Origin of the sequence: Bradyrhizobium algeriense, assembly GCF_003062295.1 — a bacterium.
Taxonomy (GTDB): Bacteria; Pseudomonadota; Alphaproteobacteria; order Rhizobiales; family Xanthobacteraceae; genus Bradyrhizobium; species Bradyrhizobium algeriense.
Genome location: NZ_PYCN01000016.1, coordinates 142,312 through 168,935 on the forward strand (window position 1 = coordinate 142,312; position 26,624 = coordinate 168,935).

21 protein-coding genes are annotated in these 26,624 nt (G+C 63.0%); 13 read left to right on the forward strand and 8 right to left on the reverse strand.

From position 1 onward, the window contains the following. The first annotated feature begins 65 nt into the window (after positions 1-65). The 7 genes from C7G61_RS26710 to C7G61_RS26745 all read left to right on the forward strand — a co-directional run bounded on the left by C7G61_RS26710 (position 66) and on the right by C7G61_RS26745 (position 8,616). On the forward strand, positions 66-1,220 hold the full coding sequence (locus C7G61_RS26710; protein ID WP_190241995.1) for an iron-containing alcohol dehydrogenase: 1,155 nt from the start codon (positions 66-68) through the stop codon (positions 1,218-1,220). A 16-nt stretch (positions 1,221-1,236) separates the two neighbouring features. Next, complete coding sequence (locus tag C7G61_RS26715; RefSeq protein ID WP_108519649.1) at positions 1,237-2,787, forward strand: AMP-binding protein; 1,551 nt, start codon at positions 1,237-1,239, stop codon at positions 2,785-2,787. Between the two features lie 275 nt (positions 2,788-3,062). Next, entirely contained in the window at positions 3,063-4,658 is a 1,596-nt protein-coding gene (locus C7G61_RS26725; RefSeq protein ID WP_108519651.1) for an ABC transporter substrate-binding protein, read from the forward strand. Positions 4,659-4,768: 110 nt separating this feature from the next. Further along, positions 4,769-5,716, forward strand: a complete 948-nt coding sequence (locus C7G61_RS26730; protein ID WP_108519652.1) for an ABC transporter permease — start codon at positions 4,769-4,771, stop codon at positions 5,714-5,716. A gap of 4 nt (positions 5,717-5,720) precedes the next feature. Continuing rightward, positions 5,721-6,614, forward strand: coding sequence for an ABC transporter permease (locus tag C7G61_RS26735; protein WP_190241996.1), 894 nt, complete (start codon positions 5,721-5,723; stop codon positions 6,612-6,614). Beyond that, on the forward strand, positions 6,614-7,627 hold the full coding sequence (locus C7G61_RS26740; protein ID WP_108519654.1) for an ABC transporter ATP-binding protein: 1,014 nt from the start codon (positions 6,614-6,616) through the stop codon (positions 7,625-7,627). Before C7G61_RS26735 ends, C7G61_RS26740 begins: the two co-directional genes overlap by 1 nt. Further along, positions 7,624-8,616 carry an ABC transporter ATP-binding protein gene (locus C7G61_RS26745; protein ID WP_108519655.1) on the forward strand — a complete coding sequence of 331 codons (993 nt, stop codon included), beginning with the start codon at positions 7,624-7,626 and terminating at the stop codon, positions 8,614-8,616. Before C7G61_RS26740 ends, C7G61_RS26745 begins: the two co-directional genes overlap by 4 nt. A 137-nt stretch (positions 8,617-8,753) precedes the next feature. Here the strand turns inward: C7G61_RS26745 and C7G61_RS26750 are convergent, their stop codons facing one another. From C7G61_RS26750 to C7G61_RS26780, 7 genes are all read right to left on the reverse strand, one after another. Beyond that, positions 8,754-10,730: an acetyl/propionyl/methylcrotonyl-CoA carboxylase subunit alpha gene (locus C7G61_RS26750; RefSeq protein WP_108519656.1), complete on the reverse strand. Its 1,977-nt coding sequence runs from the start codon at positions 10,728-10,730 to the stop codon at positions 8,754-8,756. Beyond that, complete coding sequence (locus C7G61_RS26755; RefSeq protein ID WP_108519657.1) at positions 10,727-12,343, reverse strand: acyl-CoA carboxylase subunit beta; 1,617 nt, start codon at positions 12,341-12,343, stop codon at positions 10,727-10,729. Before C7G61_RS26755 ends, C7G61_RS26750 begins: the two co-directional genes overlap by 4 nt. Before the next feature lie 118 nt (positions 12,344-12,461). Further along, entirely contained in the window at positions 12,462-13,328 is an 867-nt protein-coding gene (locus tag C7G61_RS26760) for a beta-keto acid cleavage family enzyme (RefSeq protein ID WP_108519658.1), read from the reverse strand. A 66-nt stretch (positions 13,329-13,394) separates the two neighbouring features. Further along, positions 13,395-14,216 carry an AraC family transcriptional regulator gene (locus tag C7G61_RS26765; protein ID WP_108519659.1) on the reverse strand — a complete coding sequence of 274 codons (822 nt, stop codon included), beginning with the start codon at positions 14,214-14,216 and terminating at the stop codon, positions 13,395-13,397. 170 nt (positions 14,217-14,386) lie between these two features. After that, positions 14,387-15,043 (reverse strand): glutathione S-transferase family protein, encoded by a 657-nt coding sequence (locus tag C7G61_RS26770; RefSeq protein WP_108519660.1) that lies wholly within the window; start codon positions 15,041-15,043, stop codon positions 14,387-14,389. Positions 15,044-15,078: 35 nt separating this feature from the next. Then, complete coding sequence (locus C7G61_RS26775) at positions 15,079-16,230, reverse strand: acyl-CoA dehydrogenase family protein (RefSeq protein ID WP_108519661.1); 1,152 nt, start codon at positions 16,228-16,230, stop codon at positions 15,079-15,081. Positions 16,231-16,357: 127 nt separating this feature from the next. Further along, positions 16,358-17,512 carry an acyl-CoA dehydrogenase family protein gene (locus C7G61_RS26780; RefSeq protein WP_108519662.1) on the reverse strand — a complete coding sequence of 385 codons (1,155 nt, stop codon included), beginning with the start codon at positions 17,510-17,512 and terminating at the stop codon, positions 16,358-16,360. A gap of 213 nt (positions 17,513-17,725) precedes the next feature. On the opposite strand from C7G61_RS26780, the gene C7G61_RS26785 reads away from it, so the two are divergent. Beyond that, on the forward strand, positions 17,726-18,940 hold the full coding sequence (locus C7G61_RS26785; RefSeq protein WP_108519663.1) for an ABC transporter substrate-binding protein: 1,215 nt from the start codon (positions 17,726-17,728) through the stop codon (positions 18,938-18,940). Positions 18,941-18,974: 34 nt separating this feature from the next. On the opposite strand, the gene C7G61_RS26790 is transcribed toward C7G61_RS26785, so the two are convergent. Then, positions 18,975-19,553, reverse strand: coding sequence for a TetR/AcrR family transcriptional regulator (locus C7G61_RS26790; protein WP_108519664.1), 579 nt, complete (start codon positions 19,551-19,553; stop codon positions 18,975-18,977). Between the two features lie 111 nt (positions 19,554-19,664). On the opposite strand from C7G61_RS26790, the gene C7G61_RS26795 reads away from it, so the two are divergent. From C7G61_RS26795 to C7G61_RS26815, 5 genes are all read left to right on the forward strand, one after another. Next, positions 19,665-19,919, forward strand: coding sequence for a hypothetical protein (locus tag C7G61_RS26795; RefSeq protein WP_108519665.1), 255 nt, complete (start codon positions 19,665-19,667; stop codon positions 19,917-19,919). A 249-nt stretch (positions 19,920-20,168) separates the two neighbouring features. Beyond that, complete coding sequence (locus C7G61_RS26800) at positions 20,169-23,600, forward strand: acyl-[ACP]--phospholipid O-acyltransferase (RefSeq protein ID WP_108519666.1); 3,432 nt, start codon at positions 20,169-20,171, stop codon at positions 23,598-23,600. Between the two features lie 305 nt (positions 23,601-23,905). Continuing rightward, positions 23,906-24,376, forward strand: a complete 471-nt coding sequence (locus C7G61_RS26805) for a DUF805 domain-containing protein (RefSeq protein ID WP_108519667.1) — start codon at positions 23,906-23,908, stop codon at positions 24,374-24,376. 194 nt (positions 24,377-24,570) lie between these two features. Beyond that, positions 24,571-25,185 carry a TetR/AcrR family transcriptional regulator gene (locus C7G61_RS26810; RefSeq protein ID WP_190242000.1) on the forward strand — a complete coding sequence of 205 codons (615 nt, stop codon included), beginning with the start codon at positions 24,571-24,573 and terminating at the stop codon, positions 25,183-25,185. Between the two features lie 70 nt (positions 25,186-25,255). After that, positions 25,256-26,116 carry a DMT family transporter gene (locus tag C7G61_RS26815; protein WP_108519668.1) on the forward strand — a complete coding sequence of 287 codons (861 nt, stop codon included), beginning with the start codon at positions 25,256-25,258 and terminating at the stop codon, positions 26,114-26,116. The last annotated feature ends 508 nt before the right edge of the window (positions 26,117-26,624 follow it).

Below are 26,624 nucleotides of genomic sequence, written 5' to 3' on the forward strand. Positions count from 1 at the left end.
TTCCTCCGCTAACCTTGCCGGCCAAGGCTCGCAACAAGGGCCAAAAATGTCCGGGGAGGACAAGCGTGCACAAAGGGCGTGTCGTATTCGGCGCGATGGATGAGGTCGTGTTCGGACGGCCGGCATCCGAGGCGCTCGTCGAGCAGTTGAACCGGCTCGGCTCCACACGCGCCTTCCTGATGGTCAGCGGCACGCTGAACCGCGAAACCGATGAGATCGAGAATATTCGCCGCGGGCTGGGGCCGCACTGCGCCGGCACCTTCGATGCCATGCCGCCGCATACGCCGCGCGCGGCCGTCATTGCCGCCAGCGAACAGGCTCGCACCGCGAATGCCGATCTCATCGTTACCATCGGCGGCGGCTCGATTACCGACGGCGCCAAGGCGGTGCAGCTTTGCCTCGCCAACGATATCCGCCATCCTGACGACATCGACAGGATCAGGGCCGGTCGCGGCGCGTCGCCGCAGCTCACCGCGCCGACGGTGCGCCAGATCAGCGTACCGACGACGATTGCCGGCGGCGAGTTCTCAGCCGCGGCTGGAGTCACCAACGAGAACACCAAGGTCAAGGAAGGCCTGCGCCATCCACTGCTGATACCGCGCGCGGTGATTCTCGATCCCTGGCTTAGCCAGCACACCCCGGAATGGCTGTGGCTTTCGACCGGCATCCGCGCCGTCGACCATTGCGTCGAGGGCATCTGCGCGCGCGAGGCGCATCCTTACGGCGACGCCCAGGCGCTGATGGGGCTGTCGATGTTGGCGCAGGCGCTGCCGCGGGTGAAGGCCGACGCCAAAGACCTCGACGCGCGGATGGATTGCCAGATCGGCACCTGGCTTTCGACCGGACCGCTGGCCTCGGGCGTGCCGATGGGCGCCAGCCACGGCATCGGCTACGTGCTCGGCGCGGAATTCGGCGTGCCGCACGGCTACACCTCCTGCGTCATGCTGCCGTCGGTGATGCGCTGGAACAAATCTGTCAACGCCGACCGGCAGGCGCAGGTCGCAGCCGCGATGGGACACCCGAACGAGGACGCCGGCGATGTGCTTGACGCCTTCATTCGCAACCTCGGCATGCCGCGCAGCCTGCGCGAGGTCAAAGTTGGACCTGAGCATTTCGACCGTATCGCACAACAGGCGATGGCAACGCCCTGGGTGCCGCGCAATCCGCGCAAGATCGAGGGGCCGGCACAGGTTCGCGAAATTCTCGAGTTGGCCGCCTAGGGAGACCGGAACGACAATGTACACCGGCAAGCACGTTCATCTTCGTCCGCTACAGCCCGCCTTCATCATGGCTGATACCGGCGAGACGGTTACCTATCGCGAGCTGGAGGCGCGCTGCAACCGGCTGGCGCATCTGCTTCGCAACCGCGGCCTGAAGCGGCTCGATCACTATTCGATCTTCATGGAGAACAACAGCCGCTATCTGGAATCCTGCGGCGCCGGCGAACGCTCGGGCCTCTATTACACCTGCGTGAACTCTTACCTCACCGCGAGCGAGCTCGCCTATATCCTGACCAACAGCCAGTCGCGCATCCTCATCACATCAAGGGAAAAACTCGATGTCGCGCGCGAGGCGCTGAAGGAATACCCGCAGGTGGAGCTTTGCATCGTCGCCGATGGTGACGGCGAAAGCGACCGCATCGTTGGCCTGCAAGAAGTAACGGCTGACTTGCCGCACACCCCGATATCGGATGAATGCGTCGGCACCGCGATGCTCTATTCCTCCGGCACCACCGGCCGGCCGAAGGGGATTCTGCGCCCGTTGCCGAAACTGCCGGCTGACCAGCAATTGCCGCTGTTCGATTTCCTGGTGAAGATCTGGCAGTACCGCGAGGGCATGATCTATTTGTCGCCGGCGCCGCTCTACCACTCGGCGCCGCAGGCGGCCGTCAACCTCACGATCAAGATGGGCGGCACCGCCATCATCATGGAACGGTTCGATCCCGAACAATATCTCGCACTGATTCCGAAATGGGGTGTCACCCACACCCAGCTTGTGCCGACGATGTTCTCGCGCATGCTGAAACTGCCGCAAGAGGTGCGCGCCCGCCATGATTTGTCATCCCTCGAAATCGCGATCCACGCCGCCGCGCCCTGCCCCGCGGCGGTGAAGGACGACATCATCAAATGGTGGGGACCGATCATCCATGAATATTACGGCGCCACCGAAGGGCTCGGCTTCACCGCCTGCAATAGCGAGGAATGGCTGGCCCATCGCGGCACCGTGGGCCGGGTGCTGCTCGGCGATCTGCATATTCTCGACGAGAACATGCAGCCCTGCCCGGTCGGCACATCAGGCACGGTGTGGTTCAAGACCGCCACGCCGTTCGAGTATTTCAACGATCCGGGCAAGACCCGGGAGGCCCGCTCGGCCGACGGCAGCATGAGCACGGTCGGCGACGTCGGCTATGTCGACGATGACGGCTATCTCTATCTGACCGATCGCGCGACCTTCATGATCATCTCCGGCGGCGTCAACATCTATCCGCAGGAATGCGAGAACCTGCTGATCACCCATCCCAAGATCGCGGACGCGGCGGTGTTCGGCGTGCCCAATCCGGATCTCGGCGAAGAGGTGAAAGCGGTGGTGCAGCCGATGCCGGGCGTTTCGCCGGGGCAGGAACTGGCCGATGAACTGATCGCCTTCTGCAGCCTGTCGCTGTCGCGCCAGAAGGTGCCGCGCTCGATCGATTTCGAGGCCGAGCTACCGCGGCTTCCGACCGGAAAACTCTACAAACGCCTGTTGCGCGATCGCTATTGGGGCAACAAGACCTCGCGGATCGTATGAGGCCGGCACGCAAATCGAACGCAAACATGAGGCGTGGTGGTGCAGTGCATCATCAGGCGAGACATTACGGCGCGAGCGCCGACGCAGCGGCTGCGCTGCAACGAACCTGCCGATTTCGCAGCAAATGGGCCAGGCAGCGCGCGTGTTCCGCCACGCGGATTTCGATTAGTCCGAATTGCCGATCCTTGCATTGGCTTGGCAGGTTGCTCCAACGCCGCGCCATGGTATCGTCGATACCAATCGGCCGGTTGAGACCGAAAAATGTGGAGGGGATCATGCGGAGCGTGCAAGCGCTTGTTGTCGCGGCATTGTTATTGCTTCCGGCTTTTGACGTTGCATCGGCCGGCGAGCCGAAACAGGGCGGCATCCTCAGGGTCTATCACCGCGACAGCCCGGGCAGCGCCTCGATCCACGAAGGCGCGACCTATTCGATCAACATTCCCTTCATGCCGGTTTTCAACAACCTCGTCGTCTTCAAGCAGGACGTGGCGCAGAACAGCGTGGATTCGATTGTCCCCGATCTCGCGGAGAGCTGGGCCTGGAGCAGCGACGGCAAGAAACTGACCTTCAAGCTGAAGCAGGGCGTCAAATGGCATGACGGCAAGCCGTTCACGTCGGCCGACGTCAAATGCACCTTCGACATGGTGATGGGCAAGTCGCAGCAGAAGTTCCGCCAGAACCCGCGAAAGTCCTGGTATGATCAGGTCAGCGACGTGACCGTCAACGGCGATTTCGAAGCGTCCTTCGAATTGAAGCGGCCGCAGCCGGCTTTGCTGTCGCTGCTCGCCTCGGGCTACACGCCGGTTTACCCCTGCCACGTCTCTCCGGCCGACATGCGCACCAAGCCGATCGGCACCGGCCCGTTCAAATTCGTCGAGTTCAAGGCCAACGAGTCGATCAAGCTCACGAAGAACCCTGATTACTTCAAGAAGGGCCTGCCGCATCTCGACGGCATCGAATTCACCATCATTACCAACCGCTCGACGGCGATTCTCGGATTTGTCTCCGGAAAATTCGACATGACGTTCCCGACCGAAGTGTCGATCCCGCTGCTCAAGGAGGTCAAGTCGCAGGCGCCAAACGCGGTTTGCGTGGTCGAGCCGATTAATGTTTCGACCAACATCATCGTCAACTCGTCCTCCCCGCCGTTTGACAATCCGGACATTCGCCGGGCGCTAGCGCTGGCGCTGGATCGCAACGCGTTCGTGCAGATCCTGTTCGAGGGGCAGGCCGATATCGGCGGCACCATGCTGCCGGCGCCGGGCGGATTGTGGGCTATGCCGAAGGAAATGCTGGAATCGATCCCGGGCTACGGCCCCGACATCAACGCCAACCGGGAAGAGGCGCGTAAATTGATGCAGAAGGCGGGTTTCGGCCCGGACAAGCGTCTCGCCGTCAAGGTCGCCACGCGCAACATTCCGATTTACCGCGATCCTGCCGTGATCCTGATCGACCAGATCAAGAGCATCTACATCGATGGCGAACTCGACGTCGTCGACACCGCGCAATGGTTCCCGAAGGTCGCGCGCAAGGACTACGCGCTCGGCCTCAACCTCACCGGCAACGCGGTCGACGATCCCGACCAGTCGTTCTACGAGAACTATTCCTGCGGATCGGAGCGCAACTACACCAACTACTGCAACAAGGAGATCGAAAAACTGTTCGATCAGCAGTCGGTCGAGAAGGATGTTGCCAAGCGCAAGAAGCTGGTCTGGGAGATCGACAAGAAGCTTCAGGAAGATGTGGCGAGGCCGATCATATACCATAGCCGGAACGGCTCCTGCTGGCAGCCTTACGTCAAGGGCATCACCATCATGGTGAACAGCTCCTATAACGGCTATCGTTACGAAGACGTCTGGATGGACAAGTAAAGCCCAGCCGCGGAATCCGTTCGCCAGTCGAAATCTAATAACTTACGCGTATTCCGATCGCAAAACCGGTACCCACTTTTGCGGAATACGCTGACGGGAGAAACCGCCAGGTGTTTGCTTATATCGTGCGGCGCCTTGCATTGATGCTCGTGACCCTGATCGGGATCTCGATCATCATCTTCGTGCTGCTGCGCGTCGTCCCCGGCAACATCGTCGATATCCTGTTCGACGCCGCCGGCTTCGTCGACCCCACCGACAAGGCCAACCTCGAAAAGGAGCTTGGCCTCAACCTGCCGATCTACCAGCAATATCTGAACTGGATCGGCGGGCTACTGCACGGCGATCTCGGCTACTCCTACGTGTCGGAAAAGCCGGCGCTGCAGGAGATCCTGCCGCGCATTCCAATCACCGCGCGGCTGGCGGCGCTGGCGCTGCTGTTCTCCGCTTCCATCGGCATTCCCCTGGGCGTGCTCAGCGCAGTCCATCAGGGCTCGCGGCTCGACTATACCTTGCGCGTTGTCAGCCTGAGCGGCCTGTCGCTGCCTTCCTTCTGGCTCGGGCTGTTGATCCTGATGGCTTCGGTTTCGCTGTTCGGCAGCATGCCGATCTACAATCCGAATCCAAAGACCTGGACCGAGGCTTTTGCGATCTATGCCGTCCCCGCAATGGCGGTCGGCTTTCGCAGCGCCGCGCTGACCATGCGCATCACGCGCTCCTCGATGCTGGAAATCCTGCGGCAGGACTACATCCGCACCGCGCGCGCCAAGGGCGCTTCCGAGGCGTCGGTCAATTATCGCCACGCGCTGAAGAACGCCATTCTACCGGTCATTACCGTGATCGGCATCGAGGCGGCGTTCCTGATCGGCGGGCTGATCGTCACCGAAACCGTGTTCAACATTCCCGGCGTTGCCCGCTTCCTGGTCGAGGCGCTGCGCTGGCGCGATTACCCGATCGTCCAGAATCTCGTGATGCTGATCGCCGTGGTCGTGGTGGTCGCAAACTTCACCGTCGACATGCTTTACGCCGCGATCGACCCGCGCATCCGCTATGGGGACTAGCCGCTTGGCCACGATCAACTTCGACAGCGAGTTAAGACGGGCCGGCGCCCATTCGACGCATGGCTGGCGCCGTCTGCTGTTTTTGGCGCAGCGCTATCTGCTCGGCACGATCGGCCTTGTCATCATGGTGATGTTCGTCTGGATGGCGATTTCGGCCGACCTGATCTGCCGTTACGATCCACTCAGCGTCGATTCCGCGCAACGGCTGGCCTCACCCAGCGCGGCGCACTGGATGGGAACCGATTCATTCGGCCGCGACGTCTGGAGCCGGATCGTGCACGGTGCGCGCGTATCGCTCGCCGTCGGCATCGGCGCCACCGTACTGGGATCGTCAATCGGCGTCATTGTCGGGCTAGCATCCGGCTATCTGTCCGGCTGGGTTGACCTGCTATTCCAGCGCATCACCGACATTCTGCAGGCCCTGCCCTTGCTGGTGCTGGCGCTGGTGATGACGGCGGCGCTCGGGCCGTCATTGCCGAACGTCATCATCGCCATTGCGATCCCGCTGATCCCGACTGTCGCCCGCGTCATTCGCGCCAATACGCTGGCGCTGCGCGAACTGCCGTTCGTCGAGGCCGCAAAATCCATCGGCATGAGCGAGACCCGCATCGCGCTGCGCCACGTGCTGCCCAACACGCTGGCGCCTCTGATCGTGCTGGCGACCGCGCAACTCGGCTCCACCATCCTCACCGAAGCCTCGCTGTCGTTCCTCGGCCTCGGCATTCCCGAACCCTATCCGTCCTGGGGACGCATGCTGTCGGAATCGGCGGCGGAATATGTCCGCACCGCGCCGTGGCTGGTGATATTCCCCGGCGTCGCCATCAGCCTTGCGGTGTTCGGCACCAATCTGTTCGGCGACGCATTGCGCGACATCCTCGATCCAAGGCAGCGCGGCTGATGACCGAGGCGCAGAAGGATGACATCGTTCTCGATGTGAAGAACCTGCAGACGGTGTTCTTCACCAACTCAGGTCTGTTCCGCGCCGTCGACGATGTCTCGTTCAGCGTCCGCCGCGGCGAGACGCTGGCGATCGTCGGCGAGTCCGGCTGCGGCAAGAGCGTGACTGCGCTGTCGGTGATGCGGCTGGTGCCGGACCCGCCGGGCCGGGTGGTCGGCGGCTCGGTGACACTGGAAGGGACCGATCTGCTCGGCCTCGACGAGGCCGAGATGCGCAAGATCCGCGGCAACCGGATCTCGATGATTTTTCAGGAGCCGATGACCTCGCTCAATCCCGTGATGCGGATCGGCGACCAGATCACCGAAGTGCTGCGCCTGCACCGGGAAATGACCTCCAGGGAGACGTGGGCCAAGGCGGTCGAGATGCTGCGCCTCGTCCGCATTCCCGAGCCGGAACGCCGCGCGCACGAATATCCGCATCAGCTTTCCGGCGGCATGCGGCAGCGGGCGATGATCGCGATGGCCTTGGCGTGCCGACCGGCGCTGTTGATTGCGGACGAGCCGACCACCGCGCTCGACGTGACGATCCAGGCGCAGATCCTGGCGCTGATCGTCGATCTGCAGAAGACGCTCGGAACCGGATTGATCCTGATCACGCACGATCTCGGCGTCGTGGCGCAAACCGCACAGCGCGTCATCGTGATGTATGCCGGCAAGAAGGTCGAGGAAGCGACCGTGGAAGACCTGTTCGAGAACCCGAAGCACCCGTATACGCGCGGGCTGATGGCCTCGATGCCGGCGGTGATTTCATTTGGCGCCAAGACCGACGCACGACTGAACGAAATTCCCGGCATGGTGCCGTCGCTGACCAACCTGCCGCCGGGCTGCGCCTTTGCGCCGCGCTGCAGCCTCGCCGTCGATCGCTGCCGCGCAGAATACCCGCCGCTGCAGGAAGTCGACGGCGATCATTTTGCGGCGTGCTGGCGCGCGACAGAATTGGTAGGCGCGCCATGACCGATCAACGCCCGTTGCTGGAGGTTACCGACCTCGTCAAGCATTACGCGGTGCGCGGCGGCGTGCTGCGACGTCGCGTCGGCACCGTGCACGCCGTCGATGGCGTCAGCTTCTCCGTCGGCAAGGGCGAGACGCTGGGGCTGGTCGGCGAGTCCGGCTGCGGCAAGTCGACGGTCGCGCGCAGCGTGCTGCGGCTGGTGGAGCCGTCCAGTGGCGCCATCAAGCTCAACGGCACCGACATTACCGGCCTGAGCAAGGCCGAGATGCGGCCGCATCGGCGCTCGATGCAGATCGTGTTCCAGGATCCGTTCGCCTCGCTCAATCCGCGCATGACCGCGGGCGATATCGTCGGCGAGCCGCTCAGCGTGCACGGTCTTGCGACCGGCCGCGCGCAACAGGAACGCGTCGCTGAACTGTTTGCGCAGGTCGGGCTACGTTCCGACCAGATGAAGAACTATCCGCACCAGTTCTCGGGCGGGCAGCGGCAGCGCATCTGCATCGCGCGGGCGTTGTCGCTTGGGCCGAGTCTCATTGTGTGCGACGAGCCGGTGTCGGCGCTCGACGTCTCGATCCAGGCGCAGGTGATCAATTTGTTGATCGACCTGCAGCGCAAGAATGATTTTTCCTACCTGTTCATCGCCCACGACCTCGCCGTCGTCGCCCATATCAGCCACCGCGTCGCCGTGATGTATCTCGGGCGCATCGTCGAGATCGCGGACAAAGGCGAGTTGTTTGCAAACCCGCGCCATCCCTACACGCAGGCGCTGCTGGCCTCGGTCCCGATCGCCGATCCCAAAGCGAAGAAACTGGCGCCAATGGTCGACGGCGATGTCCCGAGTCCCATCAACCCGCCGTCAGGCTGCGCCTTCCATACCCGCTGCCGCTACGCCATGGAACGCTGCAGAGTGGAGCGGCCGGCGCTGGTGGCGGCTGGCGAACGGCATGAGGTAGCGTGCTGGCTGAATGATGGGACGGGGAGACCGGAGTAAGTCTATCGTCGTCCCTGCGAACGCAGGGACCCATACCACCGATGGTTGATGTCACATCGGCTGGAGCTCCAGCATTCGCACAACACAGTCCTGTGGTTATGGGTCCCGGGTCAAGCCCGAGACGACAGAGACTTTTGTCACGCCGCCGCGATCTCGACCACGATCCTGCCCGTCGTCACCTGCTCACCTTCAGCAACATCGATGGACGACACCGTACCGGCGACGCCCGCCATGTGTACATGCTCCATCTTCATCGCCTCCAGCGTCATCACGGGCTGGCCCGCTGCGACCTGCTCGCCGGGCTTGACGAGCACCGCCACCACGCGGCCGTTCATCGCCGCGCGCACCTTGCCATCGCCGCCCGCGGTCGCCGCGGACGCCGGTGGCGCAAGCGTCAGGTCTCGGGCGGCAATGGTGGCGCCGCGATGCAGAAAGTACAGCCGATCGCTGTCGCGCAGGAATCTGACTGACTCCATGATCCCGTCGGTGCGGAAGCGGATCGTATCGCGGTCGAGTTCGTCAATCTCGAAACGCTGTTCGCCACCATCAAGGTTCGCCAGATAACTCCCATCGCGCTCACGCACGATATCGAGTTCGCGCACGCCATGGCCAAGATCGATCCGCGTCGTCAGCGGGAACGTCGCCGCCAGACTTCGCCCGCTGCGCCAGGGTGGCGCGTGCGGATTGGTGACATAAAGCAACAGCGCCGCCAGCGCGGCGTCCGCCTTGTCGTTGGCGCGCGGCGCCAACAGTTCATCGCGATGCTGGCCGATGAAGGCCGTGGTCGCTTCGCCCTTGGCAAAGCCCGGATGACGCAGGCAGGAAATCAAAAATCCCTGATTGGTGGTGACGCCGAGCGCCGCCGTCTGCTCCAGACCGCAGATCAACCGGCCCCGCGCCTCGCTGCGGTCGGCGCCATGGCTGATGATCTTGGCGATCATCGAATCGTAGAACGGCGGGATTTCGGAGCCGGATTGCAGCGCGTGCTCGACGCGGACGCCATCCGGCATCTGCCACAGCGCCATTGTGCCGGACTGCGGCATGAAATCGTGATTGGCGTCCTCCGAGCACAACCGCACTTCGATGGCATGGCCGGAGAATTTGACATCCTCCTGCCTGAGCCCGAGCGGCTCACCGGCTGCAATGCGCAATTGCAGTTCGACGAGATCGAGCCCGGTGACGGCCTCGGTGACGGGATGCTCGACCTGCAGCCGCGTGTTCATCTCCATGAAGTAGAACTCGCCGCCTGGGTCGAGCAGGAATTCCAGCGTGCCGGCCCCCTCATAGCCGATCGACTTGACCGCAGCGACCGCGACCGCGCCCATGCGCGCCCGCAACTCCGGCGTCACCTTCGGCGACGGCGCTTCCTCGATCAGCTTCTGGTGCCGGCGCTGCACCGAACAATCGCGCTCGCCGAGATGAATGGCGTTGCCGTAGCGGTCGCCGAACACCTGGATCTCGATATGCCGGGGATTTACGATGGCGCGTTCGAGGATGACGGTGGGATCGCCGAACGCGCCCTGTGCTTCGGACCGCGCGCTACGCAGCGCATCCGGAAATGCCGCAGCGTCGGTAACCAGCCGCATGCCGCGTCCGCCGCCGCCGGCGACCGCCTTGATCATGACGGGGACGCCGATCTTCCTGGCCTCCGCCAGCATCGTCGCGTCGCTCTGGTCCGCGCCCTGATAGCCGGGCACGATAGGTACGCCCGCCTTCTGCATGATGTCCTTGGCGCCCGCCTTGTTGCCCATCGCCCGGATTGCTTCCGGAGACGGACCGATAAACACCAGCCCGGCATCGCGGCAGGCCTGTGCAAAGTCTTCGTTCTCGGCGAGGAAGCCATAGCCGGGATGCACCGCGCCGGCGCCGCTGGCCTTGGCGGCAGCGATGATGGCGTCGATCCGCAAATAGGACTGCGCCGGCAGCGCCTCGCCGATCCCGACCGCCTGATCCGCCTCGCGAACATGCAGGGCGTCACGGTCGGCATCGGAATAGACGGCGACCACGCCATAACCGAGCCGGCGCGCGGTGCGCATGATTCGCAGCGCGATCTCGCCGCGGTTGGCGATCAGGACCTTGAAGAACGGCGTTCGCTTCAATTCAGTTCCGCTCATGGCCGCGCGACCGAGAATTGCATGCGCTGGGGCGTGCGTGCCTCGGCCTCGCGGCAGATCGCCAGCACCTCGGCAAGCACGCTGCGGGTATCGCGCGGATCGATCACGCCGTCGTCGAGCACCCGCGCGCTGGTCGAGAACACGTCCATCTGGCCGTCGAACACGCCCGTGATCTGCGCCTTCATGGCGTCGAGCTTTTCCTTCTCGATCGGCTTGCCGCGCCGCGCCGCAGCGGCCTCGGTAACGATCGTCATGGTTTCAGCCGCCTGCTCGCCGCCCATCACCGCGGTCTTGGCGTTCGGCCAGGAGAAGCAGAAGCGCGGATGGAAGCCGCGCCCGCACATGCCGTAATTGCCGGCGCCGAACGAGGCGCCGCAATAGATCGTGATCTGCGGCACGGTCGCCGACGTCACCGCCTGGATCATCTTGGAGCCGTGCTTGATCATGCCGGCTTCCTCATACGCCTTGCCGACCATATAGCCCGTGGTGTTGTTCATATACAGAATCGGCGTGCGCGACTGGCAGCAGGTTTGAATAAAGTGCGTCGCCTTGTTGGCGCCGGGCACATCGAGCGGGCCATTATTGGTGATGATCCCGATCGCCTGCCCCTCGATACGGGCATGGCCGCATACGGTGGCGGGACCGTAGTTTGCGCCGAACTCGGTGAAGTCGGAATCGTCGACAAACCGCGCGATTGCCTGGCGCATGTCCACCGGACGCTTGTGATCCATCGGCATGATACCGAGCAGTTCGTCGGCATCATAGCGCGGCGGCTTGAAGGAAGCTTCCGCAGGCTTCGGCCGATCCCATTCCAGATTGGCCATGATGTCGCGCGCGATGCGCAGCGCGTCGCGATCGTCCTCGGCCAGATAGTCGCCGAGACCAGAGATAGACGTGTGCATCTCGGCGCCGCCGAGTTCCTCCTCGGTGGCAATCTCGCCCGTTGCGGCTTTCAACAGCGGCGGCCCGGCGAGGAACGCGCGGGTGCGGCCACGCACCATCACGATGTAATCGGAAAGTCCCGTTTGATAGGCGCCGCCGGCGGTGGAAGAGCCATGCGTCACGGTGACGACAGGCAACCCTGCCGCCGACAGCCGTGCCAGATTGCGAAAGATGTTGCCGCCGCGAATAAAGTCCTCGACCCGGTAGCGCAACAGGTTGGCGCCGGCGCTTTCGACCAGCTGCACGTAGGGCAGCTTGTTCTCCAGCGCCAGTTCCTGCACCCGCAACGTCTTGTCGAGGCCGAACGGCTGCAGCGCGCCGGCATCGATGCCGGAATCATTGGCGCTGACCATGCAGCGGATACCGGTGACGAAGCCAATGCCGGCGATCACGCCGCCGCCGGGCACGCTCTTGTCCGCATCCGGCACGTCGAACATGTAGCCAGCGAGCGTCGACAGTTCGATGAAGGGCGATCCGGGGTCGAGCACCAGCGCCACGCGCTCGCGCGGCAGCAACTGCCCGCGCTTGTGGAAGCGGTCCCGTGCCGCGGCCGATGCCGCACGCGTGCGATCTTCCAGCGAACGCATACGTGTGATCAGCGCCAGCATTCCGTCGCGATTGGCTTTATAGGCGGCGCTGGAGGGGGAGATGGTGGATTCGAGGATAGCCATTGATTAACTCACTCCGTCATTCCGGGATGGTCCGAAGGACCAGACCCGGAATCTCGAGATTCTCAGGTGCGCAATTGCGCACCATAGTTCACGCTTCGCGCCCCCCGGAATGACGACTTCAATGCCTTGTCCCGAAAATCTGCCGCGCCTCCGCCGGGCTTGCGATCTCGCGGCCCGCGCGCCGCGCGCACGCGGCAATGGCCTCAATGAGCTGCCCGTTCGAAGTCACCTTGGCGCCGTCGGCGAGATAGAAGGTGTCCTCCAGCCCGGTGCGCAGATGCCCGCCGAGGTCGGCGCAGCGCTGGTGCAGCGGCCAGATTTCGGCGCGGCCGATCGCGGTGACCTGCCAATGCGCGTCCGGCAATTTCAGTTTCAGCAGGATCGGCAGCAGTTCCGGATCAGCCGGCATGCCGGACGCCACGCCCATCACAAAATTATATTCGAGCGGGCCGGAATACATCCCGGTCTGCCGGTACATGCCGACGCAGCGCACGATGCCGACGTCGAAGCATTCGAACTCGGGGATCGTGCCCGCTTCCTTCATCACGTCGAGATAGTCCTGCACCTTCTCGACCGCGTTATCGAACATCATCGGCGGCCAGGCCCAGGTGTTGTCGGACTTCACCTTGAGATAATTCAGCGAACCGGCGTTGCAGGCCGCGATCTCGGGCCTCGTCTCGCGCACGCAGTCGAGCGCGCCCTGATACTTGGGCCCCGATGTGCCCGTGGTGTGGTTGATGATGACGCCGGGGCAGGCCTCGCGTATAGCCTGCTGAATCTCCCTGGACACGCTGACGTCCCAGGACGGCAGGTGCCCCTTGTTTGGCTCCTGCTGGCGCAGATGGACATGCATGATGCTGGCGCCGGCGTTGAACGCGGCCCTGGCCTCGCGCGCCATCTGCTCCGGCGTAACAGGTACGTTGTGCTGCTTCGGATCGGTCAGCACGCCGTTCAGCGCGCAGGTAATGACGGCCTTGTCGCCCATGGATCAGCCTTCGATTGCGGGACACGAGGAGTCGCGAAAATAGCTTTCGCGATCATGCGTCGGGCATCAGCCGGCTTCTTGCGTCCACCCGCTATTGCCGGCGGCGACGAGGCGGTGGCTATAGATCGCCAGATCGCGCGAGCCTGAAAAGATCGCGCGCGGCTTCAAGCCATAGAAGCGGCGGATCGAGTGGCTGAAATGCGTGGAGTCGGGATAGCCGATATCCTGCGCCAGATGCGCAAGGTTGATGTCCTGGTTGGCGAAATGCAGCAGATGTCGCGCGCGCTTCCAGGCGCGGAACGAACGGAAGGAAATGCCGGTCTCTTCCTTGAACAAATGCAGGAAGCGCGACGGGGACAATCCTGCCTCCGTGGCGCAGCTCGCCGCCGTCACCGGCTCGCCGGAGAATTTTCCGATCTGCAGAATCGCGCGCGCCACGCGGGGATCGAGTTCGCGCCGCGACAGCGCTTCACCAAGACAAAGCGTATCGAATTCGACGCTGGAGAACGCGTCGCCGGCATGATGCTCGCGCAGTTCGCGATAGGCAGCGCGGATGCGGCTGGTGAAAGCTGCGCCTTCAGGTCCCGCGAGACGCCGTGCGAGGTCTTCGAGCACACCGGGGCGAACGCTCTCCGGCTCGATCACGACGCTGAGCACCGAGCGATAATCGCTGGCGATGGTGTGCCTGATGTTCGGCAACAGGGCGACCATTTCGCCATGGGTTTCCCGGCCATCGGCGGTGGTGAGCCAGAGACCGCCCTCAAGCGCGACATAGATGTTGAACGCGCCCGAGCAGCGTTGGCGCGGACGGCCGAGCAGGCCGGCGTAGAACACGCGTTCCGGGGTGATCAGCATCAGATGGCCGGATTTGTGGCCGACATCGTCCATGGTGCGTCCTCCTCGCGCGGCTCTTTGGCCGCTGCGATGGGGTCAACCATAGCGGAAAATTGGAAGGTGTCATCTATCGCAAAGACGGTCATTCCGGGGCGCGAAGCGAACCCGGAATCTCGAGATTCCGGGTCTGGTCCTTCGGACCATCCCGGAATGACGGGTCTCTTTCAGGCCTGGATCCGTGGCGCGACGTTCTGCTCGACGCCGGCCTTGCGTTCCGCCGCAACCGCGCGCTGATATCCGTCACGTTCCTGCAACCGGGCCCAATAGGCCGCTACGTTCGGCCCGAAATCTTTGGCCAGCCCGATATTGCCCGCCAGCCGCAACGCATAGCCATTGACGATATCGGCGGCGGTGAACCGACCGGCGCACAAGGTTTCGGCATTCGCGGTGGCTGCCTCGACAGCGCGCAGCCGGCCGAGGAACCATTTGGCGTAATCACCGGCGACTTGCGGGTTCCGCCGCTCCTCCGGCTCGAGCTGGCTGTATCTCAGCACCAGCGTTTGCGGAAAAGTCAGCGTGGCGTCGCTGAAATACATCCAGTTCAGGAACGCGCCGTAGGCCGGATCGTCCTGCCCGACCACCAGCGGCGTCGGACCGTATGTGGTGCCGAGGTAATAGCAGATGCCGGAGGACTCCGTCATTTTGGTCTCGCCGTCGATCATGAACGGAATGGTGCCGAGCGGATTGATCGCGAGATATTCCTTGGCGAACACGCGTGGCGGGAACGGCAGCATTTTCAGCTCATAGGGCAAGCCCATCTCTTCGAGCATCCAGAGCGGACGAAATGAGCGTGCGCCGTCGCAGTGATAGAGCGTGATCATCAGGCATTCCCTCGTAAGTTCTGATCGGGCTTTTATTAGTTTTTCGGCAGCGTGCCCATCATCTTGCACAGCACTGTCAGCATCACCTCGTCGGCGCCGCCGCCGATCGAGGTCAGGCGGCTGTCGCGATAGGCCCGGCTGACCGGCGTCTCGTTCATAAAACCCATGCCGCCCCAGAACTGCAGGCAGGCATCGGTGAGTTCGCGGCCCAGACGCCCGGCCTTGAGCTTGGCCATGGTGGCAAGCCGCGTCACGTCCTCGCCCGCGACCAGCGCCTCGGCGGCGCGGTAGATCAGCGCGCGCAGCAGTTCGACCTCGGTCTGCATCTCCGCCAACTTGAAATGGACGGTCTGGTTGTCGAGGATCGACTTGCCGAATGCTTTTCGATTGCGGGTATATTCGATCGTCTCGCCGATAATGAATTCATGCGCCTTGAGGCAGGCGGCCGCGCCCCACAGCCGCTCTTCCTGAAACTGCACCATCTGGTAGGTAAAGCCCTTGCCTTCCTCGCCGATCCGGTTGCGCTTGGGCACCCGGACATTGTCGAAGAAGATCTGCGCGGTATCGGAGGAACGCATGCCCATCTTGTCGAGCTTGCGCGCGACCTGCACGCCCTTGGCTTTCATCGGCACACAGATCAGCGACTTGTTGCGGTGGACCTGGTCGTCGCTGGTATTGGCGAGCAGGCAGATCCAGTCGGCCTGCACGCCGTTGGTGATCCACATCTTGCCGCCATTGATGACGTAGTCATCGCCATCGGAGCGCGCCTGGGTCTTGATCGAGGCGACGTCGGAACCGGCGCCGGGCTCTGAAACACCGACACAGGCGACCGCATCTCCCGCAATCGCGGGGCTAAGAAATTCGCGTCGCACTTCATCCGAACCGAACCGCACCAGCGCGGGCGTTGCCATATCGGTCTGCACGCCGATTGCCATCGGCACGCCGCCGCATTTGATGGCGCCGAGTTCTTCGGCCATCATCAGTGCGTAGGAGTAATCGAGCCCCTGGCCGCCGAATTCGACCGGCTTGTTGAGGCCGAGAAAGCCGAGGTCGCCGAGCTTCTTGAACAGCTCGTGCGCCGGGAAGATGTCGTTGTTCTCCCAATCGTCGACGAAGGGATTGATTTCGGCGGCGATGAACTTTTGCAAGATGCGGCGGGGTTCGTCGTGGTCGGCGGTGAAGAGCATATTTTGATTTTCCCTGTCATTCCGGGGCGGCGCGAAGCGCCGAACCCGGAATCTCGATCGGTTCGTCCAACTTCTGGATTCCGGGTTCGCGTCTTCGACGCGCCCCGGAATGACGTGGGCGTGGCCTTCACAACCCCATCTGCCTCGAAGCGAGATCCTTCATGATCTCCTCGGTGCCGCCGCCGATGGCGTTGACCTTGACCTCGCGGTAGATGCGCTCGACCTTGACACCGCGCATGAAGCCGGCGCCGCCAAAAATCTGCACGGCCTCGGAGGCGCAGAACGCCATGGTCTGGGTCGCCTGGTTCTTCATCATGCAGATTTCGGCGACCGGGCTTTCGCCTTGCCCAAGCCGCCACGCCAGCATTTCCAGCATCGCCTGCGACGCCGCCACCTTCTGCGCCATGTCGACCAGCTTGTGACGGATCACCTGGTGCTGTGCGATCGGCTTGCCAAAAGTCTTGCGCTCCTTGGCATAGGCAATCGCCTCCTCGACGCAGACGCGGGCATAGGCCGTGCAGCTTGCCGCCATGCCCATGCGCTCGCTGTTGAAATTATGCATGATGATCTTGAAACCCTGGCCCTCCTCGCCGATCAGGTTTTCGCACCTTACGCGACACTCGTCGAAATGCAGCGTCGCGGTGTCGGACGCCCACCAGCCCATCTTCTTCAGCTTCGTGCGCGACAGGCCCGGCGTGTCGCCTTCGATCAGCAACAAACTGACGCCGCCCGGCCCCTCGCCGCCAGTCCGCACCGCGACCGTCAGATAGTCGGCCCGCATGCCCGAGGTGATGAAAGTCTTCTCGCCGCTGACGACATAGTGGTCGCCGTCACGCCGCGCCCTGGTGCGGAGATTGGCAACGTCGGAGCCGCCGCTGGGTTCGGTAATCGCGAGCGCCGAAATCTTCTCGCCCGATAGCACTTGCGGCAGCACCCTTGCCTTGACCTCGGGCCTCGCGGCGCGTGCGATCGGCGGCGAGCCGATGGTGTGGCTCATCAGGCTCGAACTGACCCCGCCCGCGCCGGCGCGCGCCAGCTCCTGCGATGCCACGATCTTCATGAACTGGTCGGCAGCCACCCCGCCATATTCTTCCGGGAAGCCGAGCCCGAGCAGCCCGACCCCGGAAGCTTTTCGATAAAGCTCGCGCGGAAACTCGCCGGCCTCGTCCCATTCATGGGCATAGGGCTCGATCTCGCGCGACACGAAGCGGCGCATCACGTCGCGGAACGCCTCGTGCTCGGCCGTATAGAACGGGCTTTGCGCTTTCGTTCGCTCCAGCATGGCTTCCTCCGAAAGGATCACGATGCCCCGATTTGCCTCTCGCAAACTTGCGTTGAGCGGCTGGCATGATCGTGCAGACGCGGCCGCCGCACCCGCAAACCCGGCGCGCGCTGTGTCCAGCAACTGAACGCAAGACCGGTTGCCCGAGCATGCCCTAGCCTTGGATCAAAACCAATAACAACATTGCCGGCCATTCGCCGGGGAGGATGAAGCATGATCCGATCGAGCAAGTTCGTCCCGGCGTTTTTCGCTTCAGCGCTGCTCTCCCTTGGCGCGGCGACGACAGCGACAGCCCAGCAGCCCGGCATATCAGACACCGAGATCAAGTTCGGCAACATCATGCCGTATAGCGGCCCGGCGTCGGCGCTCAGCGTCACCGGCAAGGCTTTTGCGGCCTATTTCGACCTGATCAACGAGAAGGGCGGCGTCAACGGGCGCAAGCTCAACATGATCTCGCTCGACGACGGTTTTTCGCCGCCGAAGACGGTCGAGGCGACACGCCGGCTGGTCGAGAATGACGGCGTCGCCTTCATGTTCGGAACCATGGGCACCGCGCCGAGTTCGGCGACCGCGAAATATCTCAACGGCGCCAAGGTGCCGTATCTGTTCCTGATCAGCTCGGCATCGAAATGGAACGACCCGACCAATCAGCGCTGGCTGATGGCGCTGCCCTGGGCGCCCAATTATGTCGAGGAAGCCGGCATCGAGGTGCGCTTCGCCCGCGCCAGGAATCCCAATGCGCGCTTTGCGATCCTTTATCAGAACGACGACGCCGGAAAGGATTATCTGCGCGGCGTCAAGGAAGCGCTTGGCGCGAACGCCGACAAGGTGATCGCGATGGCTGCGAGTTTCGAAGTCGCCGATCCCACGGTGGACTCGCAGATCCTCACGCTCGCCAACACCAAGGCCGACGTCTTCCTGATCTACAGCGTGACGCCGCGTGCGTGTGCGCAAGCGATCCGAAAGGCGTACGAAACCGGCTGGCGTCCGATGCGGTTCATCTCCTCGGGCTGCGCCAACAAGGAAACGGTGATGGTGCCGGCCGGGCTCGAGGCGGCGAGCGGCATCATGTCGGTCGGATCGCTAAAACCCTATTCGGTTGATTCCACCGACGCCGACCTGGTCACCTACCGGGACTTCATGAAGGCGCGACTGCCCAATATCGATCCCGCCAACATGGCGGCGGGATATGGCTACATGGTTGCCCAGGCGCTGGTCGTGGTGCTCACCCAGTGCAAGAACGACCTCAGCCGCGAAAACATCATGGCGCAGGCGGCCAACCTCAAGGGCGTCGCGCTGCCGATGCTGATGCCAGGGGTGAAACTCAACACCTCGCCGACGGACTACCGTCCGATCAAGGACGGCTATATGGTCGAGTTTCGCGACAACCAGTTCAACGTGATCAGCGAATTGCTGCGCGGCTCCTGAACTGGCGAGCTGTAAAGGCACTCGCGCGGCAGGGTCAGACCTCGCCGTCTCGCGCTTTAACAAGAGGGATGCTCAACCCCGCCAGGTGTGTATCCACGAACTGCGCCAATTGTTGGCGCAGCTTTTCCGGCGGCACCGCGACCATTCGCTCTTCCAGGCCGAGCGAGATGATGCCGTGCACGGCGGAGAACATCATGCGCGCCAGCAACGCGACCTCTTCCGGATCCCGGTCGGGCAAGAACCGGACCATCGGCTCATGCATCAGCGCAAACGCCTGCATCACCATCCGCAGGATGTCTTCGGGGAACGGCCGGTCGCCCTCCATCCGGTGTTCGAACAGCGAGCGCAAAAGATTGGCGTGATCGGTTGCGAACGTCAGGTAGCTCTCGGCCAATCCGTGGAGCTGGCGAACCGGGTCTTCGGCAGGGACCGCGACCAGTTGGGCGGTCAGGGCCCGAACCGTCTCGCGATTCACGGTCAGGATCAGGCCGTCGAAGTCTCCGAACTCGTTATAGACGCTTCCGATCGAGCAATCGGCGGCCTCCGCGACATCCCGAACCTTCAATGATCTCAAGCCATTAGTGGCAATCAAGCCACGGGCGATCTCGATCATGAGATGGCGCCGCAAAGTTTTTTTGCGGTCCCGCAAAGATTCTTCTTGAGCAATGCTCACGTTTGTCCTATACATTTTGAACAATGTTCATTTAACCCGGAGGCTACCCCAATGCAAACCCTCGTTTCCCAGCTGACCACCACTTTCGTCGACGATGCCATCGAACTCGTGAAGGGATTTGGCAAGGTTATCGCCCACATCGCCACCGCGCCGATCGAGCGCATTGCCAATGCCTGCGACGTCGGCGGCGTTCTGGCCCGCCGGCAGTCGGCGCGTCGCCTGCGCGCGATGATGAAGGCCCATCGTCCTCGCAGCCCGTGGAAGCGCTCGCTGTCGCCCTTTGCCTCCCTGCACTACCTGACCTGAGGCGCCGCCGCTTTCGTTCAAATGTGCCTCCAATCGTAAGAATGGGGTCACCATTCCGCGGCAAACCGTCGAGCAAGTTCCGCGCGACAATGTCCGGATAACTTTCCGTACAACCTTTCGATGCACCGTGCCCGGCGACCACTTCGCGCATCGGCCACAACTTTCGCACGACCGACGACGCTCACGTTAGCAGCTCACGATTTGCAGACCACATCCGGGATTGCCCGCCGGAAGTAACAGGAAATAGTCATGATCAAGGAATTGCTGTCCTCTCGCCGCTTCGCCCCGCTGTTCTGGTCGCAATTCTGTTCGGCCTTGAACGACAATGTGCTGAAGAATGCGCTCGTCATCATGCTGCTCTATGGCGTGGCCACTGAGGAGGGCGCTCCACTGGTGACGCTGGCCGGTGCGGTCTTCATCTTTCCCTTTTTCGTGCTTTCGGCGCTCGGCGGCGAACTGGCCGACAAATTCGTCAAAATGGCCGTCGCGCGGCGCCTGAAGTTCGCCGAAATATTTGCCGCCTGCTTTGCGGCCGCCGGCTTCTACGTGCATTCGATCCCATTGCTGTTCGTGGCGCTCGCGCTGTTCGGCATGATAGCCGCCCTGTTCGGCCCGGTGAAATACGCGATCCTTCCCGACCAGCTATCGGTTTCCGAACTCGCAACCGGCAACGCCCTCGTCGAGGGCGCGACCTTCATGGCGATCTTGATCGGCACGATCGCCGGCGCATTGTTTGTCGCAGGCGCCTCGCATATGGGATGGATTTGCCTGGCCGTGGTCGGGCTGTCGATCCTGTCCTGGGTGTTCGCGGCCCGTATCCCCGTGAGCCAGCCGTCCGCGCCTGATCTAGTGATCACCGCCAATCCCTGGACCTCCACCGTTCACCTCTTGAAGACGCTCTACGCCGAACCGCGCCTGTGGGACGGCATGTTGATTGTGTCCTGGTTCTGGATGGTCGGCGCGATCGTGCTGTCGCTGCTGCCCGCGCTGGTCAAGGGCGGCATCGGCGGCACTGAAGGCGTCGTGACGGTCTGCCTCGCCGTGTTCGCGATCGGTATTGCCGCGGGCTCGCTGGTTGCCGCGCAGCTCAGCCACGTGCGTCCGAATCTCGCGCTGGTGCCGATCGGCGCCATCGTGATGGGCCTCGTCGGTCTCGATCTGGCCTGGGCCATCGGAAGCACGGTGCACGGAACTGACGTAACCGCCGCCGCATTCATCACCTCCTTCGCGGGTGTCCGGATGCTGGCCGACTTCTTCCTGTTCGCCGTTGGCGGCGGCTTGTTCGTGGTACCGTCCTTCGCCGCGGTCCAGGCATGGTCCGCGCCGTCGGAACGGGCCCGCGTGATCGCCGCCGGCAACGTGCTGCAGGCTGCCTTCATGGTGGCCGGCTCACTATTCGTCGCGGGATTGCAGGCGCTTGGTCTTCCGGTCGCCTGGATCTTCTTCGGCCTTGCGATCGCAAGCTTTGGCTCGGTCTGGTTCGTGCTCGGCAAATGGGGCCGCGAAGGCGTGCGCGACTTCGGCGCGCTGCTGTTTCGTGCGCTGTTCCGCGTCGAGGTCCGCGGCATGGAGAATCTGCCGCCGGCCGGCACCCGCATGCTGATCGCGCCGAACCATGTCAGCCTGGTCGATGGCCCCCTGCTGCATGCCACGCTGCCGATCGACGCCAGCTTTGCCGTCGACACCGGGATTTCCAAGGCGTGGTGGGCAAAACCGTTCCTGAAGCTGATCAAGCACTACACCATGGATCCGACCAAGCCGCTGGCGGCGCGCGACCTGATCAAGCTGGTGGCATCGGGCGAGCCGGTGGTGATTTTTCCCGAGGGCCGCATCACGGTGTCGGGCTCGCTGATGAAGGTCTATGACGGCACCGCGATGATCGCCGACAAGGCCGATGCGGTCGTTGTGCCCGTCCGCATCGAGGGCGCGCAGCGTTCGCATCTGAGCTACCTGAAGAACGGCGAAATCAAACGCTCGTGGTTCCCCAAGGTGACGATCACGATCCTGCCGCCGGTCAAATTGCCGGTCGACCCGTCGCTGAAGGGCAAGACCAGGCGCAATGCGGCAGGCGCCGCGCTGCAGGACGTCATGATCGACGCGACGGTCAAGAACGCCATGATGGAGCAGACCCTGTTCGAAGCGCTGGCGCATGCCCATCGCGACCGCGATACTGGCAAGCCGATCATTGAGGACGCGCTCGGCACCAGGCTGACCTATCGCAAGTTGATCCTCGGCGCCCAGGTGCTGAGCCGCAAGCTGGAGAAGGGCACCACAGCCGGAGAGAATGTCGGCGTGCTGCTGCCGAACTCGGCCGGTGTCGCCGTCGTGTTCATGTCGCTGCAGAGCATCGGCCGCGTGCCCGCGATGCTCAATTTCTCCGCCGGTCCGGTCAATGTGCTGGCGGCGATGCAGGCCGCGCAAGTCAAGACCGTGCTGACCTCGAAGGCCTTCATCGAGAAGGGCAAGCTCGACAAGCTCGTCGCCGCCATCGCCGGCCAGGCCAGGGTCGTGTATCTTGAGGATGTCCGCGCCTCGATCGGCGCGCTCGACAAGGTCCGCGGCCTGCTCGCCGGCACCGCACCCCGCACCGCCCGCAAGGCGGACGATCCGGCGGTCGTCCTGTTCACGTCAGGGTCGGAAGGCACGCCCAAGGGTGTCGTGCTCTCCCATCGCAACATCCTCGCCAATGCGGCACAGGCGCTGGCGCGGGTCGATGCCAATGCCAACGACAAGGTGTTCAACGTGCTGCCCGTGTTCCACTCCTTCGGCCTGACGGGCGGAATGATGATGCCGATGCTGGCCGGCATTCCGATCTTCATGTATCCGTCGCCGCTGCATTACCGGATCGTGCCGGAACTGATTTACCAGACCGGCGCCACCATCCTGTTCGGCACGGATACTTTCCTCTCCGGCTATGCGCGCTCGGCCCATGCCTACGACTTCCGCACCCTGCGCCTCGTGATTGCCGGCGCGGAAGCGGTGAAGGACCGTACTCGGCAGGTGTATATGGAGCGCTATGGCATCCGCGTCCTCGAAGGCTACGGCGTCACCGAGACCGCGCCCGTGCTCGCGATGAACACGCCGATGGCAAACCGTCCGGGCACCGTCGGCCGGCTGTCGCCGCTGATGGAAGCCCGCCTCGATCCGGTCCCCGGCATCGACGAAGGCGGACGTCTGTCGGTGCGCGGGCCCAACGTCATGCTGGGTTATCTCCGTGCGGAAAATCCCGGCGTGCTGGAGCCGCTCGCCGGCGGCTGGCACGACACCGGTGACATCGTCACCATCGATGCGGCGGGTTTCATCGCCATCAAGGGCCGCGCCAAACGCTTCGCCAAGATTGCCGGCGAGATGGTCTCGCTGTCGGCGGTCGAAGCCATGGCCGCAGCGCTGTGGCCGCAGGCGATGTCGGTTGCGGTATCTATACCCGATGCGCGCAAGGGCGAGCGGATCGTGCTCCTGACCACGCAGAAGGATGCCGAACGCTCGGCGATGCAGCGCCAGGCCAAGACCGTCGGCGCGTCCGAACTGGCGGTGCCGGCGGATATCCGCGTGGTCGGCAACGTGCCGCTGCTGGGCTCCGGCAAGACCGACTATGTCGGCGCGACCAATCTTGCCAAGGAGCTTGCGACGCCGGCCGAGCCGGTGCGGCAACAGGAAGTCGCTCAACAGGAAGTCGCATAACGCTATCGCGTCGCCGCGGGATCAATGACGATCCTGCGGCGGCTGCGTGCGCCTCCAACAGCGCCCGCAAGGTTCGGAGACCTTACCTTGGCGACCTTGCCCCTGCCGCTAGTCTGCTGTCGGCACGAAGGAGCCGTCGATCATCTTGCCGCAAGCAGAGGGCGGCGGCTATTTCCCGCAAGTAGCGGTGAGACTCGGACTTCACGAAGTTGCCCGCCTGCCTGAAGGAACTCCGTTTCGAACCAAATCTGCCGCCGTACCGACCAATCAAAGCACCCGAGAGGACGCCCCCTGGCGAGGATGCGATGAAACTGCAGAAGATCCTCTTCAGCTTCGATGGCCGGATCGGCCGCCGCACCTATTGGCTGGCGATCCTCGCCCTGATCGTCGCGGGGCTGATCTCGACCTTCGCCCCCTTTCTCCTCGACAGCGAAGAGGCGGCCGTCCTGATGGTCGCCTTGACCTCGCAATTCATATGGCTCTTAAGCCTGTGGCCGATACTGGCCGTGGGCAGCAAGCGATTGCACGACCGCAACAAGAACGGCTGGTGGCTGCTGGTTTTCTGGCTGCTCCCCTTCGCCCTGTTCTGTGGCGGCGTCAGCATCTACCTCTTTAACGACCCCAGCACCGGCCGGAGCGGAGATTTCTCGACCGGCTCGATCCTGATTTTTGCGAGCCTTCCGCCCGCGCTATGGGGCATCGTCGAGCTCGGCATTCTGCCGGGCACCAAGGGGCCGAACCTGTACGGCGCCGACCCGGCGCAACAGCCGGCTTGAAAACCGCTATGCGTCCCGTGCCAGAGCCTTCCTGATCGCTCTTGCACCATAGCCGCTCCAACCCACAACCGGGTGTAAAACCGATCAACCGGAACTGCCAGCCGCGCTTTACTGCCGGGCGCAAGGCTAATGTCGCTTGTTGGAGTCGAAGCGATCACTTGCGATTTAAAGACCAATTGGTCTATATATTAGCGATGAGCCGCCAAACCCCAGTGCAGTTGCCCCGTGGCCGCCCCCGAAGCTTTGACGTGGAAGCCGCTGTCGAACGCGCGATGGGTGTGTTCTGGTCGCGCGGCTATCACGCCACGGCGCTCCCGGACCTTCTTCGCGCGACGAAGCTCTCGCGTGGCAGCCTTTACGCCGCTTTCGGTGACAAGCACTCGCTCTTCTTGCGTGCGCTTGATCGCTACATTGCCGATGCCCTGACACGGATGGATATCGAACTTGACCCCCGCGGAGAGCCGGTCGACGGCCTGCGGGCCTACCTTGCCGGCTACGTTGACCGCACGACCGGTGCCAATGGTCGGCGCGGATGCCTGCTGGTGGCCACAGCCATGGAACTGGCTGGCCAGGATGTTGAAGTTGGTCGTCGCATCGCGGGCTTTTTCAAAGCCATGGAGGCCAGGGTGGCCCATGCACTTTCCCGTGCGAAGACGGCGGGCAAGTTGGCCGATGGCGTTGAGCCTTCAAGCGCCGCCCGAATTCTCGTCTGTTTCGTCGAGGGGCTGCGAGTGGTCGGCAAAACGGCGCCGACACGAATCACAGCGCAAGCCACCGCTGACGCTCTTCTCGACCGCTTCATCAGGTAAACAACCCTTGGACGCCTCCTCTATTGGCGCGCCGATATATAGACCGCTCGGTCTTGAAAGGAAGAATGCCATGTCTGCCATCCAGGTCGTCTGCGCGGTGGCCGTTCCCCTGCTCTGGGGTTATCAGTTCGTGGCCATCAAAGTGGGCGTAACGGAGTTTCCGCCTCTCTTCTTCCTCGCACTGCGCTTCCTGGCCATCGCGCTGCTGCTTGTTCCGTTCGTCAACAGGCCCGCGCGTCAACAATTCGGCCCTATCGCAGCTATTTCGATTTTCCTTGGTGGACTGAACTTCGGGCTCTTCTATGTTGGCCTTGGGCTCGGTTCGGGAAGCATGTCGGCCGTCGCATATCAACTCGCTACGCCCTTCACCGTCCTGTTAGCCTGGCCGCTACTCGCGGAGAGACCGTCTCTTACCACGTCCGCCGGAGTGCTGATTGCATTCGTTGGCGTGGTCGTGTTGGCGGCCGAGCCTGGCCTGTCGGCAAACCCACTTCCGCTTCTGCTTGTGGTCGGAGCAGCCTTCGCTTTCGCGGTGTCCAACGTCCTGACGAAGCGCTACGGCCCTTTTGATCCCTTGATGTTGATGGGGTGGTCGTCGCTACTCACGGTGCCGCAGGTCATGTTGATGTCGTTACTCATTGAACATGGACAACTGGCAAGCCTTGTCACGGCAGATGAACGTGGCTGGCTGGCACTCGCCTACACAATTTTCATCGGAGGAATTGTTGGGTTCGGACTTTGGTTCTGGCTGATCGCCCGATGCTCCATGGGCCGCGTCGCACCCTTCGGTCTGCTGCTTCCGGTGTTCGCCCTGATTTCGAGCGTGTTGTTCCTTGGCGACCGCATGACGCCAAAGTTGATTGTCGGTGGGCTGCTCGCGATCTCCGGCGTCGCCATTACGCAAGTAAGACCGAGCGCTCGACCAATTTGAACCCGGAAGTCGCGTCGTGGCGGCTTCCGGGGTCGTCGCGGCGCGCTGCTCCGTGGCCGGTGGACAGGTCCGCGTTAGCGCCCGCGAACCGGCGGGCCACTCTGGCGACCGGGAAGTTCTTCTGTCGAGCGATCCACCGTCGCACCGACAGCATCCTTTGCATCGCAAATCGCTTCCGGGACCTCGTGCCTCGCAGACGAGATCAGAAGTTGCGTCCGCATTTCCGCAAGGCGGGCACGGCAGTATTCGCGGTAGAGGAGGTCGAATATGGCAGGCATGATCCAACCTCGTTGTTCGAGTTGATCTGCACTACGAGCTCCAATTAACACCTATCTTCCGGCAAAAGATGTGAACTAGATCACAGTCTTCCGCTTTCGGCAGGATTGTGTTGCAAAACTCCCGTTGAGACGACTCGCGAACCGTGATTCCTTGGTGGAGAGGGCATCAGCGGGAGCGGCGCATGATGGGGCGGCAGGAAGATGGGCAAGGACAGTTTTTCTATTCGTTT

Excerpts from the sequence above, each read along its gene's own strand:
- C7G61_RS26715 (WP_108519649.1), top strand. The coding sequence starts at position 1,237 with ATGTACACCGGCAAGCACGTTCATCTTCGTCCGCTACAGCCCGCCTTC.
- C7G61_RS26795 (WP_108519665.1), top strand. The coding sequence starts at position 19,665 with ATGCAAACCCTCGTTTCCCAGCTGACCACCACTTTCGTCGACGATGCC.
- C7G61_RS26800 (WP_108519666.1), top strand. The coding sequence starts at position 20,169 with ATGATCAAGGAATTGCTGTCCTCTCGCCGCTTCGCCCCGCTGTTCTGG.
- C7G61_RS26725 (WP_108519651.1), top strand. The coding sequence starts at position 3,063 with ATGCGGAGCGTGCAAGCGCTTGTTGTCGCGGCATTGTTATTGCTTCCG.
- C7G61_RS26790 (WP_108519664.1), bottom strand. The coding sequence starts at position 19,553 with ATGATCGAGATCGCCCGTGGCTTGATTGCCACTAATGGCTTGAGATCA.
- C7G61_RS26770 (WP_108519660.1), bottom strand. The coding sequence starts at position 15,043 with ATGATCACGCTCTATCACTGCGACGGCGCACGCTCATTTCGTCCGCTC.
- C7G61_RS26755 (WP_108519657.1), bottom strand. The coding sequence starts at position 12,343 with ATGGCTATCCTCGAATCCACCATCTCCCCCTCCAGCGCCGCCTATAAA.
- C7G61_RS26740 (WP_108519654.1), top strand. The coding sequence starts at position 6,614 with ATGACCGAGGCGCAGAAGGATGACATCGTTCTCGATGTGAAGAACCTG.
- C7G61_RS26760 (WP_108519658.1), bottom strand. The coding sequence starts at position 13,328 with ATGGGCGACAAGGCCGTCATTACCTGCGCGCTGAACGGCGTGCTGACC.
- C7G61_RS26745 (WP_108519655.1), top strand. The coding sequence starts at position 7,624 with ATGACCGATCAACGCCCGTTGCTGGAGGTTACCGACCTCGTCAAGCAT.
- C7G61_RS26765 (WP_108519659.1), bottom strand. The coding sequence starts at position 14,216 with ATGGACGATGTCGGCCACAAATCCGGCCATCTGATGCTGATCACCCCG.
- C7G61_RS26785 (WP_108519663.1), top strand. The coding sequence starts at position 17,726 with ATGATCCGATCGAGCAAGTTCGTCCCGGCGTTTTTCGCTTCAGCGCTG.
- C7G61_RS26775 (WP_108519661.1), bottom strand. The coding sequence starts at position 16,230 with ATGCTCTTCACCGCCGACCACGACGAACCCCGCCGCATCTTGCAAAAG.
- C7G61_RS26805 (WP_108519667.1), top strand. The coding sequence starts at position 23,906 with ATGAAACTGCAGAAGATCCTCTTCAGCTTCGATGGCCGGATCGGCCGC.
- C7G61_RS26810 (WP_190242000.1), top strand. The coding sequence starts at position 24,571 with ATGAGCCGCCAAACCCCAGTGCAGTTGCCCCGTGGCCGCCCCCGAAGC.
- C7G61_RS26815 (WP_108519668.1), top strand. The coding sequence starts at position 25,256 with ATGTCTGCCATCCAGGTCGTCTGCGCGGTGGCCGTTCCCCTGCTCTGG.
- C7G61_RS26780 (WP_108519662.1), bottom strand. The coding sequence starts at position 17,512 with ATGCTGGAGCGAACGAAAGCGCAAAGCCCGTTCTATACGGCCGAGCAC.
- C7G61_RS26750 (WP_108519656.1), bottom strand. The coding sequence starts at position 10,730 with ATGAGCGGAACTGAATTGAAGCGAACGCCGTTCTTCAAGGTCCTGATC.